Below are 14,584 nucleotides of genomic sequence, written 5' to 3' on the forward strand. Positions count from 1 at the left end.
CTTAACGTATCACTTTTTTAAGAACACCTAGAACGCCTCTAATGAAAGTGGCACTGGTCAATACTTTTATGACCGGATTTTGTCGCGTACTGCGTCTTGTCGTTGCTCTTCTGCTTGTTGTTTTGGTTTTTTCCTCGGCTGCTACGGCCTCCGCTTTTTCAATTTTTTTGTTCAAGATTTCATAGGCACTTTCCCTATCCAAGACATCATTGTACTTTTTGGTCAATTTGGAAGCGTTAATAACCTCTTTTAATTCTCCGTTCGTCAAAATATCCATGCGGCTCATAGGAGCTCTTAATAACGTAGCGGCCAAAGGTGTTGGCCTACCTTTTTCATCCAAGGCGGAGATAAGGGCTTCTCCTATACCTAAGGAAGTCAAGACTTCTTTGGTATCATAATATTCGGATTCGGGATAATTCTCTGCTGTTAACTTAATCGCCTTTCTATCCCTCGCAGTAAAAGCGCGCAGGGCGTGTTGTACCTTTAAACCTAACTGCGCCAATACTTCGTTTGGGACATCCGTAGGGTTTTGGGTTACAAAATACAGTCCAATACCTTTGGAGCGTATTAATTTAACAATGCTCTCTATTTGGTCCAACAGTGCTTTTGAAGCTTCTTTGAAAATGAGGTGGGCCTCATCAATAAATAATATTAATTCAGGTCTATCGTTATCCCCCTGTTCTGGAAAGGTCGCATAAATTTCTGCCAGTAGGCTCAACATAAAGGTGGAGAATAGTTTTGGCCTGTCTTGGATATCGGTAAGGCGAATAATGTTGACGTACCCTCTACCGTTTTCATCGATTCTGGTTAAATCATCAACTTCAAAAGATTTCTCACCAAAAAACAATTCGGCTCCTTGTTGTTCCAGTTCAATTATTTTTCTAAGGATGGTTCCGGTAGAACTTGTGGAGATTCTGCCATAATCTGCCGTAAATTCCTTTTTGCCCGCACCTGTTGCATATTGCAATGTTTTTTTCAAATCCTTAAGGTCCAACAAGGGTAATTTGTTATCGTCGCAATATTTGAAAATCACGGCCATGATACCTTCTTGGGTAGTGGTCAAATCCAATATTCTGGAAAGCAGGGTAGGACCGAATTCGGATACCGTTGCCCTTAATTTAACACCATCCTGTTCTGAAAGCGAGAGGATTTCTACGGGAAAGTTTTTGGCTTCAAAAGGGATTCCTATTTTTTGATGGCGTTCGTCAATTTTAGGATGTCCTGGACTTGGTTTTGCAATTCCGCTTAAATCCCCTTTTAGGTCCATTAATAATACCGGAATTCCTTTATCCGAAAGATTTTCGGCCAATACTTGTAGCGTTTTGGTTTTTCCGGTTCCCGTGGCACCCGCTATTAACCCATGCCTGTTAAGCGTTTTTAATGGAACTTTTACCAGTGCATTTGTGACTGCTTCGCCCTCAAGCATGGCCGCCCCCATGGTAATGTAATCTCCTTTTGTGGTATATCCTTTTTCTATATGGTCGAAAAATGCTTCTTTGGTGGCCATTTGGTATATTTTTGATAAAAATAGAAGATTTTTTAAGCAATAGAAAGCCCATAATGGTAAATAACACGTGAGAACAATTTGCTCCGAGAAGTCGTTAATTTATTATTTGAATTATATTTTAAAGATTTCCAAAAAAAACGGTTCATGAACACAAACTTTACGGGAGCTCTCATGTATACCATCTAAATGGTAAAATGTATCTTTGCGCCATGGAAAAACAGGAGATGACCGCTTTGGTGGAAAGAGGTGTAATGCTTCCTCTAATGGAAGAATTTTATACCATTCAAGGAGAGGGATTCCACAAGGGAACTGCGGCTTATTTTATTAGAATAGGAGGGTGCGATGTTGGTTGTCATTGGTGCGATGTAAAGGAAAGTTGGAATGCAGATACACATCCCCCGACCGATATTGCGTTGATTGTGAAGAACGCCTCTAATTATTCGGATACTATCGTAGTTACCGGGGGTGAGCCTTTAATGTGGAATATGGAACCGCTCACCCGCTCACTAAAGGATAAAAACCTGAAAACACATATTGAAACTTCTGGAGCTTATACATTAACGGGCGACTGGGATTGGATTTGCCTATCCCCCAAGAAGAACAAAGTACCTTACGGAGCTGTCTATGACAAAGCCCATGAATTAAAGGTTATCGTTTATAATAAGCACGACCTGATTTTTGCTGAAGAACAAGCGGCTTTGACTAATAAAAACTGCATCCTGTATTTACAGCCGGAATGGAGCGTACGTGATAAGGTTACACCTATGATCGTAGACTATGTAATGCAAAATCCTAAATGGAAGATTTCCCTACAGACCCATAAATATTTGAATATACCTTAGTGTGTCAGTCGTCAGTCGTCAGTCGTCAGTCGTCAGTCGTCAGTTGTCAGTTGTCAGTTGTCAGTTGTCAGTTGTCAGTGTTCAGTGGACAGTAATCAGTAATTATTGATTGTTAGTAATCAGTTCTAAGTATTAAGTAAACAGTAATAAATTTATTTGTTTTCTAAGCATATGATAATTTCCTTACTCTGAACTCTGAACTCTGAACTCTGAACTCTGAACTCTGAACTCTGAACTCTGAACTCTGAACTCTGAACTCTGAACTCTGAACTCTGAACTCTGAACTCTGAACTCTGAACTCTGAACTCTCATCGGGCTCCATTACCTTGTATGTCCAAAATACATTCCGCATCTAGACCAGGAGGAGCGGCACCTCTGGCCGTGTTGGATTGCAACAGACTTAATACTGTTTTTCCGGAAAGTACACAGCCAGCTTTTACGCCATCTTCATAAGTTGATCGAGCAGTAAGCGCAGCCGATTTTCCGCTGGCATTAAATTGTAGTTCGGCACGCATTAGGCAGCCTTCTACGTTACAGTGATTATCACCTACTAATTCACCGTCATTGTTTTCCGATTGTGATTCATGGTCATTGATTGCTTCCGTACCTAAATTAACAAGCCCAAACAAGTGACCAAATTCATGGTTTAATGTGGCTTCTTCAACATCGGCATTTGTTATGACAGGACTCCTAGCGGCTAAATTTCTTATGGTAGATTCATGGATGATCATAGAAGTGTTTCGGTATACTGCGCCTAGCGTAACCAATCCCTCTTCTTCTTCATCTCCCTCGGAAGGCGCGTCCGCAAAATAAATATAGACGGCCAAAGTATTGCCATTATTATAGGCAGTCCTATTGTCTTCCTCTAAATTGGCAATCTCTTGGAGTGTTAGGTCATCCTCGTTTGGGGAATCCAACTCCGTGAACATATATTCAATTTCCTGTTTGAACGTATGCTGTCTCAAAAAGGCGGCTAGATTGTTCAAAGCTTCATTAGTGGGTCTGAACCCCGTAACAAAACCAATTTCTATAAGTAGTCTGTCAAAGTTGTTATTTGAAAGAATGTCATTGGCCGAATCGCCTGTAGCCAATAAGTTAGCCCTTTTGTCAACTGCCACTGGTGGTTCTTCTGGAGGCGTGTCATCATTGCTACTCTTTGAACAGGATAACACAACAGTGAACAAACCGAGTAAGAATAACTTTCCTAACTTTCTCATAGCTAAATTTATATCACTAATAACGCAAAAAACATGCCTAGTAGTATTATTTAAAGGATAATCTGGCTAAATAGTCGTAATGATTGCCCTGGCTTACAAGTTTACACTTTAAATGATGATAAGTAGCAGCTCTTTGTAAAGTATTATAATCAATGTACAGCCAATGAAAAGGTTCGCTCTTTAGGTTCTTGTATTCCATGGTAAACTGTACTTCGCCATAATAATCTAAATGTTCGGGAATCCAATATCCTCCATCCCTTTCATCCGAAGCATACATATAAATAATATCGCTGGAGTCCAATAGTATTTGTCCGTTAATCTTTAAGAGCGATTTCATTTTTTTTAAATACACATCCAACCGGTTTAATTTTTCACTAATACCAATACCGTTCATGAGCAGCAACAGGGTATCAAAAGGATCACTTTCAAAATCGAGGAAAGTACTGCATACCGTTTTGGTTAGCCCTCGCTGCCGGCAAACTTCAATAGCTCCTTTGGAACGATCAAGGGCAGTGGTGTGCAAACCAATTTGTTCCAGATATAGACTATGGCTACCGGCTCCGCAACCAATATCCAATACATTGCCTTTACATAGTTGTAACGCTTTTTGTTCCAGTAAAGGCATTTCTTTATAAGTTCTGTAGAGATAGGGCAATGGCAAAATATCTTCTTCGTCCAAAGAAGAATAGGTCTTAATGTCTTCCGTGTAATCCTTTTTTTGGTAATCTAATAATGCCTTACCTAGAATATCTTTTTGCAATTTGATGAATTTGAGCTACAAAAATCTCTTTTTTAAAAGGACTTCCCTAGTTTTGAGATGAAAAATTTGAGCTATGGAAGAAGTCTTGAAACAACTCCCCCGGAAGGCAAAGGAAAAGCATAATGAAAACAAGAAGTTTTTTTTCAAATTGAAAAAAAGACCGCCCAAAGATATGGATTATATGATGCAGGAATTACATGAAGCGGAATTTGAACAGACCGATTGTCTTACCTGCGCCAATTGCTGCAAAACAACGGGACCATTGTTTACCAATGCCGATATTAAACGCATTTCGAAACATTTGCGTTTAAAACCACAAAAATTTATTGACACCTATCTTAAGATTGATGAGGAGAACGATTATGTACTGCAACAGGTACCCTGTGCCTTTTTGGGAGCCGATAACTATTGCTCCATCTATGAAGTACGACCCAAAGCTTGCCGGGAATTTCCCCATACGGACCGAAAAAAGTTTCAACAAATCAACAACTTAACCATAAAGAACGTTGCTATTTGTCCCGCGGCTTTCAATATTATTGAAGCGATGAAGAAAAGAATCGATCTTTAAATATGGGAATTGCTTGAGCTCACTTTCTGATCAACATTAAAAGTCTCTAGACTTTTATTTACCTTTAAAAGATGGAACAGCTTATCCGTTACTTTGAAACTATTCCCCCTTTGCATCGCTCCTTGATTTTGGTGGGAGGTATTACTTTTTTCTGGATTTTGGAAGGTATTGTGCCGCTATTCAACGTAAAATATAAAAAGTGGAAACATGCATTGCCCAACTTCTTTTTTACCATTACTACGATAGTTGTAAATTTTCCACTCGCATTTTTACTTTTAAAAACATCGGACTGGACGGTAGCGAATAATTTTGGTATCATTAATTGGTTGCCTGAAATGCCTTTTTGGTTGTATATTGTTTTGGGATTGCTATTGTTGGATTTAATAGGCGCATATACTGCACATTTAGTAGAGCATAAAGTAAAACCTTTGTGGATGGTGCATTTGGTGCATCACTCGGACCATCATGTTGACACGACCACAGCGAACCGTCACCATCCCTTGGAAAGCCTTATCCGTTACCTCTTCACGCTTATAGGGGTTTTTATAGTAGGCGCACCCATAGCTCTTGTGATGTTATACCAAAGTCTTTCCGTAGTATTGTCCCAGTTTAACCACGCAAATATTCAATTGCCCAGAAAGGTGGACAAGGCTTTGAGCTGGTTCATTATCTCTCCGGATATGCACAAAGTACATCACCACTATAAATTACCCTACACGGATAGTAATTATGGAAACATTTTCTCTATTTGGGACCGACTTTTCGGAACCTATATGGAATTGGACCCCGATAAAATTACCTATGGCGTAGATACTTTTCCGGATGAAAAGGAGAACAGCAGTATCGTTGGATTGTTAAAACAGCCTTTTCATAAGTATAGAAAACCTACGACTACAGAGTAGTAGGTTTTATTTTCACTCATACATTAAATACTTTTTTCTAATATTCCGAAATTTTTCCAAATCTGCCTGCCAAGTAGCTTTGATTTCGATTTCTAAAAGCCCCGCTTCAATTTGTTGTTGTAGTTTTTGGGTTCCTGCATGTTTGGTAAATCCTTTAGTATTGAAAAACTTGGATTTTTCGATGCAGTTCTCATAGGCATCTAACAGCCATTGCAAAGACATCGTGTTCATTTTTTGAATTTTGGACAAATCTTTGCCATAGCATTTTTTACCTTCTTCCTTAGGATGTTTAGAACCAAAATTAGGTTTTGGGACATAACTGAAATCATACTTAGTACTATCCAAAAACGAGGCGCCATATCGTTGAAATTGAAATTCCGTGCCTCGGCCCGCATTCACATTAGTGCCCTCAAAAAGACCTAGACTTGGATAAAGGTTTATAGATACGTCGTTCGGTAAGTTTGGAGAAGGTCTTATGGCAAGGGAATAGCTGGATAGGTGCGTCCAATTTTCAAGGGGAATAATTTTTAGATTCGCCTTTTTACCGTTTTCCAGCCATCCTTCTTCATTGATCATTTGGGCATATTCCCCGATTGTCATACCGTAAACCAATGGAATTTTGGTCATGCCCAAAAAACTGGTATGTTCACTTTTCATGGTGGGTCCGTCTACATAATGGGCGTTTGGGTTCGGCCTATCCAAAACAATAACGGGAATACCTTTTTCGGCACAGGCTTCCATGACCAATTGTAATGTGGCAATATAGGTGTAGAAGCGCACGCCAACATCCTGTATGTCAAACAAGATGACATCCAGACCATCAAGTTGTTTTTGAGATGGTTTTCTACTCTTTCCGTGCAATGAAATAATCGGGAGACCGGTTTTAGCATCCATTCCATCTTTAACTTTTTCTCCTGCATCGGCCTTGCCCCTAAAACCATGCTCGGGAGCAAATACTTTTTTGATATCGATTTTATGGAGCAATAAGGAATCAATCAGATGCTTGTGACCGTTCTCTGTGAAAATAACACTGGTCTGGTTGGCCACAATCCCCACTCTTTTATTTTTCAAAAGCGGAACATAAAGCTTTGTTCTGTTGGAAGCCGTAATAGTTTGTAAGACCGTATCTTCTTTAATGATTTCTATATTTTTATCCGCTGTTGCACCGACTTTCTTGGTTGTGTTTCCGCAGGCGGTCAATACCAAAAACCATAATAAAACTGTACTTTTGAAGTTGGATAAAAAGAGCATCATTTGAACCTTGAATATTTTATAGCCAAGCGGCTTATTACGGGTAAGGAACATAAAATTAGTATTTCCGCACCAATAATAAAAATAGCGATTGCCGCTATTGCCTTGGGTATTTTAATGATGTTGATCGCCATAGCTACCGGCGTGGGGCTCAAACACAAAATTCGTGAAAAAGTAACCGCTTTTAACGGGCACATTCAAATCTACAATTACGATAATAATAACTCACAGGTATCCGTAGTTCCGGTTTCAAAAAATCAAGATTTTTACCCTGAATTTAAAGAGATTCAAGATATAGTACATGTACAGGCCGTAGCAACGAAAGCCGGGATTATAAGAACCGAAGAAACTTTTGAGGGGATAATTGCTAAAGGGGTAGGGCAGGATTACAATTGGTCTGCGATTGAAGAATTTTTGGTAGAAGGGAAACTTCCCGATTACAGGGACCAATTAAATTCTGAAGTATTGTTGTCCCGGATTCTTGCCACCCGCTTAAAACTATCCGTTGGGGACAGTTTTTTTACTTTTTTTATGAGAGATGAGGATGCCGGGAAACTTCCCAATCAGAGAAAATTTACGGTGAGCGGTATCTATGACAGTGGGTTTGAAGAGATAGATGCACTTTATATTTTTATAGATATCCGTCATATTCAACGTATGAACAAATGGAAAGCGGATGAAGTCGGTAATTTTGAAGTGTTTCTGGAAAGCTTTGGAGACATTGATGAAAAGAGTGCCGAAATCTATGGGAAAACCGTTTCCAATTTAGATACTAGGACCTTAAAAGATAAATACTACAAGATTTTTGAGTGGATAAGTCTTTTCGATTTTAATATCGCTTTGATTATTGGGATAATGATCATTGTTGGCGGGATCAACATGATAACGGCCCTATTGGTCCTAATTTTGGAACGTACTCCTATGATCGGTATTTTAAAAGCTTTGGGGACTACCAACTGGAGCATCCGCAAAGTATTTTTATACAATGCCGCATATTTGATCGGGATAGGACTTTTATGGGGCAATGCCGTTGGGCTGGGACTCATCTTTATGCAGGATAGATTTAAACTTTTCAAATTTCCTAACCCCAAGGAATATTATATAGAATATATTCCGGTTCATATTGATTTTATAACGATTATTTTGCTAAATGTAGGAGTGTTGTTATTATGCCTTTTAATGCTATTGATCCCGTCCTATATCATCACCAAGATTACGCCTGTGAAGGCAATACGGTTTGAATAAATTTTTATAATTTGAATGCATTCTTTTGATATATAAAATACAATCGGTCTATAATATCCAAACAAGAAAGTAAATGAAATTAATCTTCCGCATCGCAATCGTATTGCATTTTATAAGTGTGCCGCTTATAGCACAAAAACTCTCCAGGACCGAGAAAAAAATAATTGCTTCGGTCGAAAATAATAATGATGAAGCCATTTCTTTCTTGGAAAAAGTGGTCAATATCAACAGTGGAACTCTGAATATAGATGGAGTTCAGAAAGTAGGTAAGGAATTTGGCAATGCCTTTGATGCCATTGGTTTTGATACGAATTGGATTGCCATGCCGGCAGCGGTTAATAGAGCGGGTCATTTATTTGCGGAAACCAATGGCAACAAAGGAAAGAAGTTGTTGCTTATTGGTCATCTGGATACTGTTTTTGAGGAAGACAGTCCGTTCCAAGACTTTACCAAAATAAATGACAGCACGGCACATGCTCCTGGAGGAAACGATATGAAAGGGGGAAACGTTATCGTTTTATATGCCCTGAAAGCATTGCATGAAAATGGATTACTCAAAAATTCGCAGATTATCGTTGCTTTTACGGGAGATGAAGAAAGTACGGGAAAACCTCTGGACATTAGTCGTAAAGACCTCATTGAAGCAGCTAAAAGAAGTGATATTGCTTTGGGTTTCGAGACTTCAACAGGATTCAATTATGCAACGGTTGCCAGAAGAGGTTCTTCTGGTTGGAAGGTAAACGTAACGGGCAAAAGGGCCCATTCTTCAGGGGTTTTTAACGAACAAGTAGGGGCGGGAGCCATTTTTGAAATATCGCGCATACTACACCGATTTTATACGGATGTGAAAGGTGAGGATTTGCTGACCTTTAATCCTGGAACGCTGCTTGGCGGAACTTTTGTTGAATTTGATGATAAGACCAGTAAAGGAAACGTATTTGGAAAGAGCAATGTGGTAGCACAAAGCGCTGAGGTTAGAGGCGGACTCCGTTTTATTTCCGAAGAACAGAAGGAGCGTGCTAGGGAAAAAATGAGAAAAATCGTAGCGGATAATCTACCGCAGACCACTGCTACCATAACATTTGAAGATAGTTATCCTGCTATGGAGCCCACCGAGGGGAACAAAAAATTATTAGCGGAATTGAACAGGGTCAGTTTGGATTTGGGACAGGGCGAAGTATTAGCCTATGATCCGGGCAAAAGGGGTGCGGCAGATACTTCTTTCGTGGCCGGTTATGTAGATTGTCTGGATGGTTTGGGAACTATGGGAACAGGTGCCCATACGCCTGAAGAGACAGTTAATTTAAATACGATCGAGGCATTGACCAAACGAACGGCCCTGCTAATTTATAGGTTGATAAATAGGCAAGAATGACAATCCTAAAAACAAAAAATCATACTGTTAAGATTGAAGCTGGCGAACTGGTCAGTTATGAAGTGGATGGTCATGAATTTATCCATCAAAAGGGAAGTCCCGGTTGGAGAAGTTCCGATACTGAAATGTTTCCCATCATCGGTCCAACAAATGATGCAAATTTTAGGGTGAGCACGCCAAAAGGAGACGCCGTTCAGGACCAACACGGATTACTGCGGGAAATGGAATACCATCTTTTGGAACAAGATGAAACTGAGGCAATTTTCGAAAAAGTGTATTCGGCCGGAACATTGATAAAAAACTCAAAATTCCCTAAAAAATCTACGGAAGAATTTCTTTCTTGGCCTTACAATTTTCATTTTACAAAATCCTTTTGTTTGAACGAAAATGGTCTGGAAATTACCTTTAAGGTTGAGGGGGAAGAGGAGATGCCCTTTATGTTGGGCTATCACCCTGCCTTTAAATTGCATTCGGAAGATGCTATGATCGTAACGAAGGAAAAGGAAATTTCCATTGCGGATATCATGGCAGTGGGGAGTAGGGCGTTACAAGTTCCCCATCATAAAAGTATTCTTTTAAAAGACAAGAAGGATCTCAAAATAAACACGGAAGGATTCGTTCATTTTATGTTATGGACAGAGGTAACCAATATGGTCTGCATAGAACCCATTACCTTTTACCCCTATGCCGTTGCGCAACAGGAATTGCACAAAGGATTCAATAAATTGAGGGAACAAAACAATCAATTTAAGGTAACTTTACTGCCTCAATAAGGCCATTTTTCAACATGAAACCAATCGCTTTGATTTTCATCATTCTAATTCACTTTAACATGTCGGCCCAAGAAAAAAACCTTCCCTTGGATTATTATGCCACTATTCCCGAAGCTGCATCGGAAATCACTCCCGGCACGATAATGTCCAGAATGATAGACGGATTAGGATTTCGCTATTATTGGGCAACGGAGGGGCTTACGGAAACAGATCTGCAGTACGGACCAAGCGAAGGGGCCAGAACAATGGCACAGACCTTAGAGCATTTATATGGACTTTCAAAAACCATCGTGAACACGGCCAAAAAGGAACCTACGGATTTTACTGTAGAAAAGGTTGAAATGACCTTTCCGGAAAAAAGAGCGGCTACTTTGGCAAATTTTAAGGAAGCAAGTCGCTTTTATGCCGCTAGTGAAGATTTAAGCGAACACAAAATTACGTTTATACGACCTAAGGGCACTTATGAATTTCCGTTCTGGAATCAAATAAATGGGCCTATAGAAGATGCCGTCTGGCACGCTGGCCAGATTGTGTTAATGCGAAGAGCTTCGGGAAACCCTATCAACCCTAATGTAAACGTGTTTTCGGGGAAGCTCAATGACTAATGTAAGAGTTTTCTATTTCTGAGAATTGCCTATGGGCTAGCTATGGTATTCTTCCAATTCAACCGAATATCTATAACTTTGTCACGTGCAACGCATTTTTCCCTTCTTAGAATGGTTATCCAACTACAGGAAAGTATATTTTCTGAAAGACTTGTCCGCCGGTATTACGGTAGGCATTGTTCTTGTGCCCCAAGGTATGGCATATGCTATGGTTGCAGGTTTGCCGCCTGTTTATGGTCTATACGCCTCGATTTTTCCTATTCTTGTGTACACCCTTTTAGGGACTTCTAGAAAGATTGCGGTAGGGCCCGTGGCCATGGATTCACTTTTGGTTGCCGCAGGATTGGGCACTTTGGCCATTTCTGGGCTCGAAAATTATATTGCTTTGGTAATCGTGCTCACCTTTATGGTCGGAGCCTTTCAATTTATCTTGGGGAGCTTTCGCATGGGTTTCTTGGTCAATTTTCTTTCCAGACCGGTAATTAGTGGGTTCACTTCCGCAGCTGCTTTGATCATCATTTTTAGTCAGTTGAAACATTTGTTGGGTACTTCCATTGAAGGTAGTAATCGGTTTCATGAATTGATCGTCAATGCCTTGGAAAAACTGGGAGATACTAATCCGTTGGATTTGGCTATTGGACTTCTAGGTATTTTCATGCTCATCGGTTTTAAAAAATGGAACAAAAGCATTCCCGGGATATTGATTATTGTCGTTTTAGGCATTTTGGGTGTCCTCGCTTTTGGATGGAGTGAAGAACAATTGAGACTGGTAGGTACGGTTCCTCAAGGTTTGCCACATTTTGTAATGCCTAATCTAGAAGTTGAAAATTTAAAACAGCTTTGGCCTATTGCAATCGCTTTGGCCTTGGTGGGTTATTTGGAGGCCATATCCATAGGGAAATCCCTAGAGGAGAAAAGCGGGGAGGAGACCATACGGCCCAATCAAGAATTGATTGCATTGGGAAGTGCAAATATAGTAGGTTCTTTTTTTCAGGCCTTTCCGGTGACGGCAAGTTTTTCAAGGTCGGCCATTAATTATGAATCTGGTGCTAAAACAAATCTAGCGTCATTTTTTAGTATTCTTTTAGTACTGTTGACTGTACTCTTTTTGACACCCCTTTTTCAATATTTGCCCAATGCTATTTTGGCAAGTATCATTATGGTATCGGTATACGGCCTTATCGATTTTAATTATTCCAAAAACTTGTGGAATACAAAGAGAGATGAATTCTTTGTATTGCTCATCACGTTCATTACCACTCTATTTGTAGGCATAACCGAGGGTATTTTAGTAGGCGTTCTTGCTTCGCTTTTATTGATGGTTTACCGGACATCCCGCCCCCATTTTGCAGTATTGGGAAACATAAAAAATTCCGACTATTATAAAAATATAAAACGATTTGGAGATGAAGCAATGATACGTGATGACCTGTTGATCATTCGTTTTGATGCCCAATTGTATTTTGGGAACGCAACTTTTTTTAAGAAGGAGCTTATGCATCACATAAAAGCAAAAGGGAAGACGTTAAAAGGAGTCATTTTAAATGCCGAAGCAATTAATTATATTGATGCGAGCGGGGTACAGGTATTGACCCAGGTAATCCACGAAATCCATGAAAAAGGCTTACAATTTTATATTGCAGGGGCTATTGGGCCAACACGGGATACCATTTTTAATAGTGGCATCATAAATGAGTTGCACATGGAGTATCTTTTTGTGAAAACCAAAGAGGCGGTAGCTTTTTTTGATAATCCGGATAGTATCTCGGAAATAGGGGCACGGGTTGCCTATGAAAACAATAAGAAGAATGACAGAAGTCATAATGTGAAATAATTAGAGTACTTAATTTTGATAATTTAAGTTCGATTTAAAAATAAATGATATGAAAATAGAGCAGATTTATACAGGATGTTTGGCCCAAGGAGCCTATTATATAGAAAGTGATGGCGAAGTGGCGATTATTGACCCCTTGCGCGAAGTATCACCATATTTAAAAAGAGCCGATGCGGATAAAGCAAAAATCAAATATATTTTTGAAACGCATTTTCATGCAGATTTTGTCAGCGGCCATGTAACACTTTCAAAAGAAACCGGAGCCCCGATCATTTACGGACCAATGGCGGACCCTTCCTTCGATGCCATTATAGCGGAAGACGGACAGGAATTCGCTTTAGGGAAAATCACCTTCAAAGTGTTGCATACACCCGGGCATACCATGGAAAGCACTACGTATCTTTTAAAAGACGAAAATGGAAAAGACCGCGCTATCTTTTCGGGCGATACTTTGTTTTTAGGGGATGTAGGTAGACCGGATCTGGCCCAAAAAGCGGCCCATATGACCCAAGAACAATTGGCCGAAACACTTTATGATAGTCTGCGAAACAAAATAATGCCCCTAGCGGACGATGTTATTGTTTACCCAGCCCATGGCGCGGGTTCTGCCTGCGGAAAGAATATGATGAAGGAAACGGTGGATACGCTGGGAAATCAAAAGAAAATGAATTATGCTTTACGAGCGGACATGACCAAATCCGAATTTGTAAAAGAGGTCACGGACGGATTGCTTCCGCCACCAAAATATTTTCCCCTAAACGTAAAGATGAACAAAGAAGGATATGAGGATATAGAGGAGGTATTGGATAGGGGTACTAGGGCATTATCCCCAGAAGAATTTGAACTTGCCGCAAACGAAGCGGAAGCTTTGGTGCTGGATGTAAGGCACCAAAATGAGTTTATTGAATCACATATTCCCAGATCTATCTTTATTGGTCTAAACGGTGATTTTGCCCCTTGGGTAGGTGCTTTGATCGCCGATACGAAACAACGGTTGCTTTTGGTAACGCCAGAAGGAAAAGAGGAAGAAACCATTACCCGACTATCCAGAGTGGGCTTTGACGGTACCATTGGATATTTAAAAGGCGGTTTGGAGGCCTGGATTGCCTCTGGTAAAGAAATTGATAGTATTGTATCGAAACCCGTTTCGGATATAAAGAATCAAATTGAAAAGAATAAAATCCCCGTATTTGATGTTCGCAAAGAAGGTGAATTCGCTGCCGAACACTTAGAAAATGCAAAACATACCCCTTTAGGCAATATCAATGAATATTTGGCGGAGTTTCCAAAAGGGCAATCATTTCTATTATATTGTGCAGGAGGGTACCGTTCTGTAATAGCCGCATCTATCTTAAAGAGCAGGGGAATACATAATCTTATAGACATTGCAGGAGGCTTTGGTGCCTTAAAAGCTGCGGGCGTAAAGACTACGGAATATGTTTGCCCATCTACGCTGTAAATGATGTTTTTTTGAGTTAAAAAAAAGTTAAAATTAACTCGGTAAAACCTCAGAATTATCATTAATTTAGGGTATTCTTTAAGAAAATAATAAATGTTAAAGAAATCATAACATTTATTAAAGAGTAAAGTTAATATTTAATACCTTTAAGTAGGATTTGGATTACAATAATGATTAAAAATTTTATTAAGCGTGTTGGAGTAATGAACTCTGTTCTGCTCCTAGTTGTCTTATCTATCATCATAG

General features: G+C 39.7%; 13 protein-coding genes. 9 read left to right on the forward strand and 4 right to left on the reverse strand.

Translation table 11 applies throughout. The annotated features are described in order from the left end of the window. Window position 1: 1 nt before the first annotated feature. Window positions 2-1,507 (reverse strand): helicase HerA-like domain-containing protein, encoded by a 1,506-nt coding sequence (locus ACKWBX_RS04795; protein ID WP_413967512.1) that lies wholly within the window; start codon window positions 1,505-1,507, stop codon window positions 2-4. Window positions 1,508-1,716: 209 nt separating this feature from the next. Between ACKWBX_RS04795 and ACKWBX_RS04800 the strand changes: the two genes are divergently transcribed. Then, the gene (locus ACKWBX_RS04800) at window positions 1,717-2,349 is read left to right on the forward strand and encodes a 7-carboxy-7-deazaguanine synthase QueE (RefSeq protein WP_413967513.1); all 633 of its coding nucleotides are present in this window, start codon (window positions 1,717-1,719) and stop codon (window positions 2,347-2,349) included. Between the two features lie 308 nt (window positions 2,350-2,657). Here ACKWBX_RS04800 and ACKWBX_RS04805 read toward each other — a convergent pair whose 3' ends face one another. Further along, complete coding sequence (locus tag ACKWBX_RS04805) at window positions 2,658-3,566, reverse strand: hypothetical protein (RefSeq protein ID WP_413967514.1); 909 nt, start codon at window positions 3,564-3,566, stop codon at window positions 2,658-2,660. Window positions 3,567-3,612: 46 nt separating this feature from the next. Continuing rightward, window positions 3,613-4,326, reverse strand: a complete 714-nt coding sequence (locus tag ACKWBX_RS04810) for a class I SAM-dependent methyltransferase (protein WP_413967515.1) — start codon at window positions 4,324-4,326, stop codon at window positions 3,613-3,615. A 73-nt stretch (window positions 4,327-4,399) separates the two neighbouring features. On the opposite strand from ACKWBX_RS04810, the gene ACKWBX_RS04815 reads away from it, so the two are divergent. Together ACKWBX_RS04815 and ACKWBX_RS04820 are read left to right on the forward strand one after the other, a co-directional pair. Next, window positions 4,400-4,894 (forward strand): YkgJ family cysteine cluster protein, encoded by a 495-nt coding sequence (locus ACKWBX_RS04815; protein WP_413967516.1) that lies wholly within the window; start codon window positions 4,400-4,402, stop codon window positions 4,892-4,894. 71 nt (window positions 4,895-4,965) lie between these two features. Next, window positions 4,966-5,796, forward strand: coding sequence for a sterol desaturase family protein (locus tag ACKWBX_RS04820; protein WP_413967517.1), 831 nt, complete (start codon window positions 4,966-4,968; stop codon window positions 5,794-5,796). Between the two features lie 12 nt (window positions 5,797-5,808). Here ACKWBX_RS04820 and ACKWBX_RS04825 read toward each other — a convergent pair whose 3' ends face one another. After that, on the reverse strand, window positions 5,809-7,047 hold the full coding sequence (locus tag ACKWBX_RS04825; RefSeq protein ID WP_413967984.1) for an exo-beta-N-acetylmuramidase NamZ family protein: 1,239 nt from the start codon (window positions 7,045-7,047) through the stop codon (window positions 5,809-5,811). Between the two features lie 3 nt (window positions 7,048-7,050). Here ACKWBX_RS04825 and ACKWBX_RS04830 point away from each other — a divergent pair, with 3 nt between their 5' ends. The 6 genes from ACKWBX_RS04830 (at window position 7,051) to ACKWBX_RS04855 (ending at window position 14,338) form a co-directional block, all read left to right on the forward strand. Further along, window positions 7,051-8,292, forward strand: a complete 1,242-nt coding sequence (locus ACKWBX_RS04830) for an ABC transporter permease (protein WP_413967518.1) — start codon at window positions 7,051-7,053, stop codon at window positions 8,290-8,292. Window positions 8,293-8,365: 73 nt separating this feature from the next. Beyond that, the gene (locus ACKWBX_RS04835; protein WP_413967519.1) at window positions 8,366-9,667 is read left to right on the forward strand and encodes a M20/M25/M40 family metallo-hydrolase; all 1,302 of its coding nucleotides are present in this window, start codon (window positions 8,366-8,368) and stop codon (window positions 9,665-9,667) included. Next, window positions 9,664-10,440 (forward strand): aldose 1-epimerase, encoded by a 777-nt coding sequence (locus tag ACKWBX_RS04840; protein WP_413967520.1) that lies wholly within the window; start codon window positions 9,664-9,666, stop codon window positions 10,438-10,440. The genes ACKWBX_RS04835 and ACKWBX_RS04840 overlap by 4 nt, the downstream gene beginning before the upstream one ends. 14 nt (window positions 10,441-10,454) lie before the next feature. Then, complete coding sequence (locus ACKWBX_RS04845; RefSeq protein ID WP_413967521.1) at window positions 10,455-11,045, forward strand: DinB family protein; 591 nt, start codon at window positions 10,455-10,457, stop codon at window positions 11,043-11,045. Window positions 11,046-11,130: 85 nt separating this feature from the next. Beyond that, entirely contained in the window at window positions 11,131-12,879 is a 1,749-nt protein-coding gene (locus ACKWBX_RS04850) for a SulP family inorganic anion transporter (protein ID WP_413967522.1), read from the forward strand. Window positions 12,880-12,928: 49 nt separating this feature from the next. Continuing rightward, window positions 12,929-14,338 (forward strand): MBL fold metallo-hydrolase, encoded by a 1,410-nt coding sequence (locus ACKWBX_RS04855; RefSeq protein WP_413967523.1) that lies wholly within the window; start codon window positions 12,929-12,931, stop codon window positions 14,336-14,338. Window positions 14,339-14,584 lie beyond the last annotated feature (246 nt).

This window comes from Maribacter algae, from assembly GCF_047345745.1.
Classification (GTDB): Bacteria; Bacteroidota; Bacteroidia; order Flavobacteriales; family Flavobacteriaceae; genus Maribacter.

Excerpts from the sequence above, each read along its gene's own strand:
- ACKWBX_RS04795 (WP_413967512.1), bottom strand. The coding sequence starts at position 1,507 with ATGGCCACCAAAGAAGCATTTTTCGACCATATAGAAAAAGGATATACC.
- ACKWBX_RS04800 (WP_413967513.1), top strand. The coding sequence starts at position 1,717 with ATGGAAAAACAGGAGATGACCGCTTTGGTGGAAAGAGGTGTAATGCTT.
- ACKWBX_RS04805 (WP_413967514.1), bottom strand. The coding sequence starts at position 3,566 with ATGAGAAAGTTAGGAAAGTTATTCTTACTCGGTTTGTTCACTGTTGTG.
- ACKWBX_RS04815 (WP_413967516.1), top strand. The coding sequence starts at position 4,400 with ATGGAAGAAGTCTTGAAACAACTCCCCCGGAAGGCAAAGGAAAAGCAT.
- ACKWBX_RS04820 (WP_413967517.1), top strand. The coding sequence starts at position 4,966 with ATGGAACAGCTTATCCGTTACTTTGAAACTATTCCCCCTTTGCATCGC.
- ACKWBX_RS04825 (WP_413967984.1), bottom strand. The coding sequence starts at position 7,047 with ATGCTCTTTTTATCCAACTTCAAAAGTACAGTTTTATTATGGTTTTTG.
- ACKWBX_RS04835 (WP_413967519.1), top strand. The coding sequence starts at position 8,366 with ATGAAATTAATCTTCCGCATCGCAATCGTATTGCATTTTATAAGTGTG.
- ACKWBX_RS04840 (WP_413967520.1), top strand. The coding sequence starts at position 9,664 with ATGACAATCCTAAAAACAAAAAATCATACTGTTAAGATTGAAGCTGGC.
- ACKWBX_RS04845 (WP_413967521.1), top strand. The coding sequence starts at position 10,455 with ATGAAACCAATCGCTTTGATTTTCATCATTCTAATTCACTTTAACATG.
- ACKWBX_RS04855 (WP_413967523.1), top strand. The coding sequence starts at position 12,929 with ATGAAAATAGAGCAGATTTATACAGGATGTTTGGCCCAAGGAGCCTAT.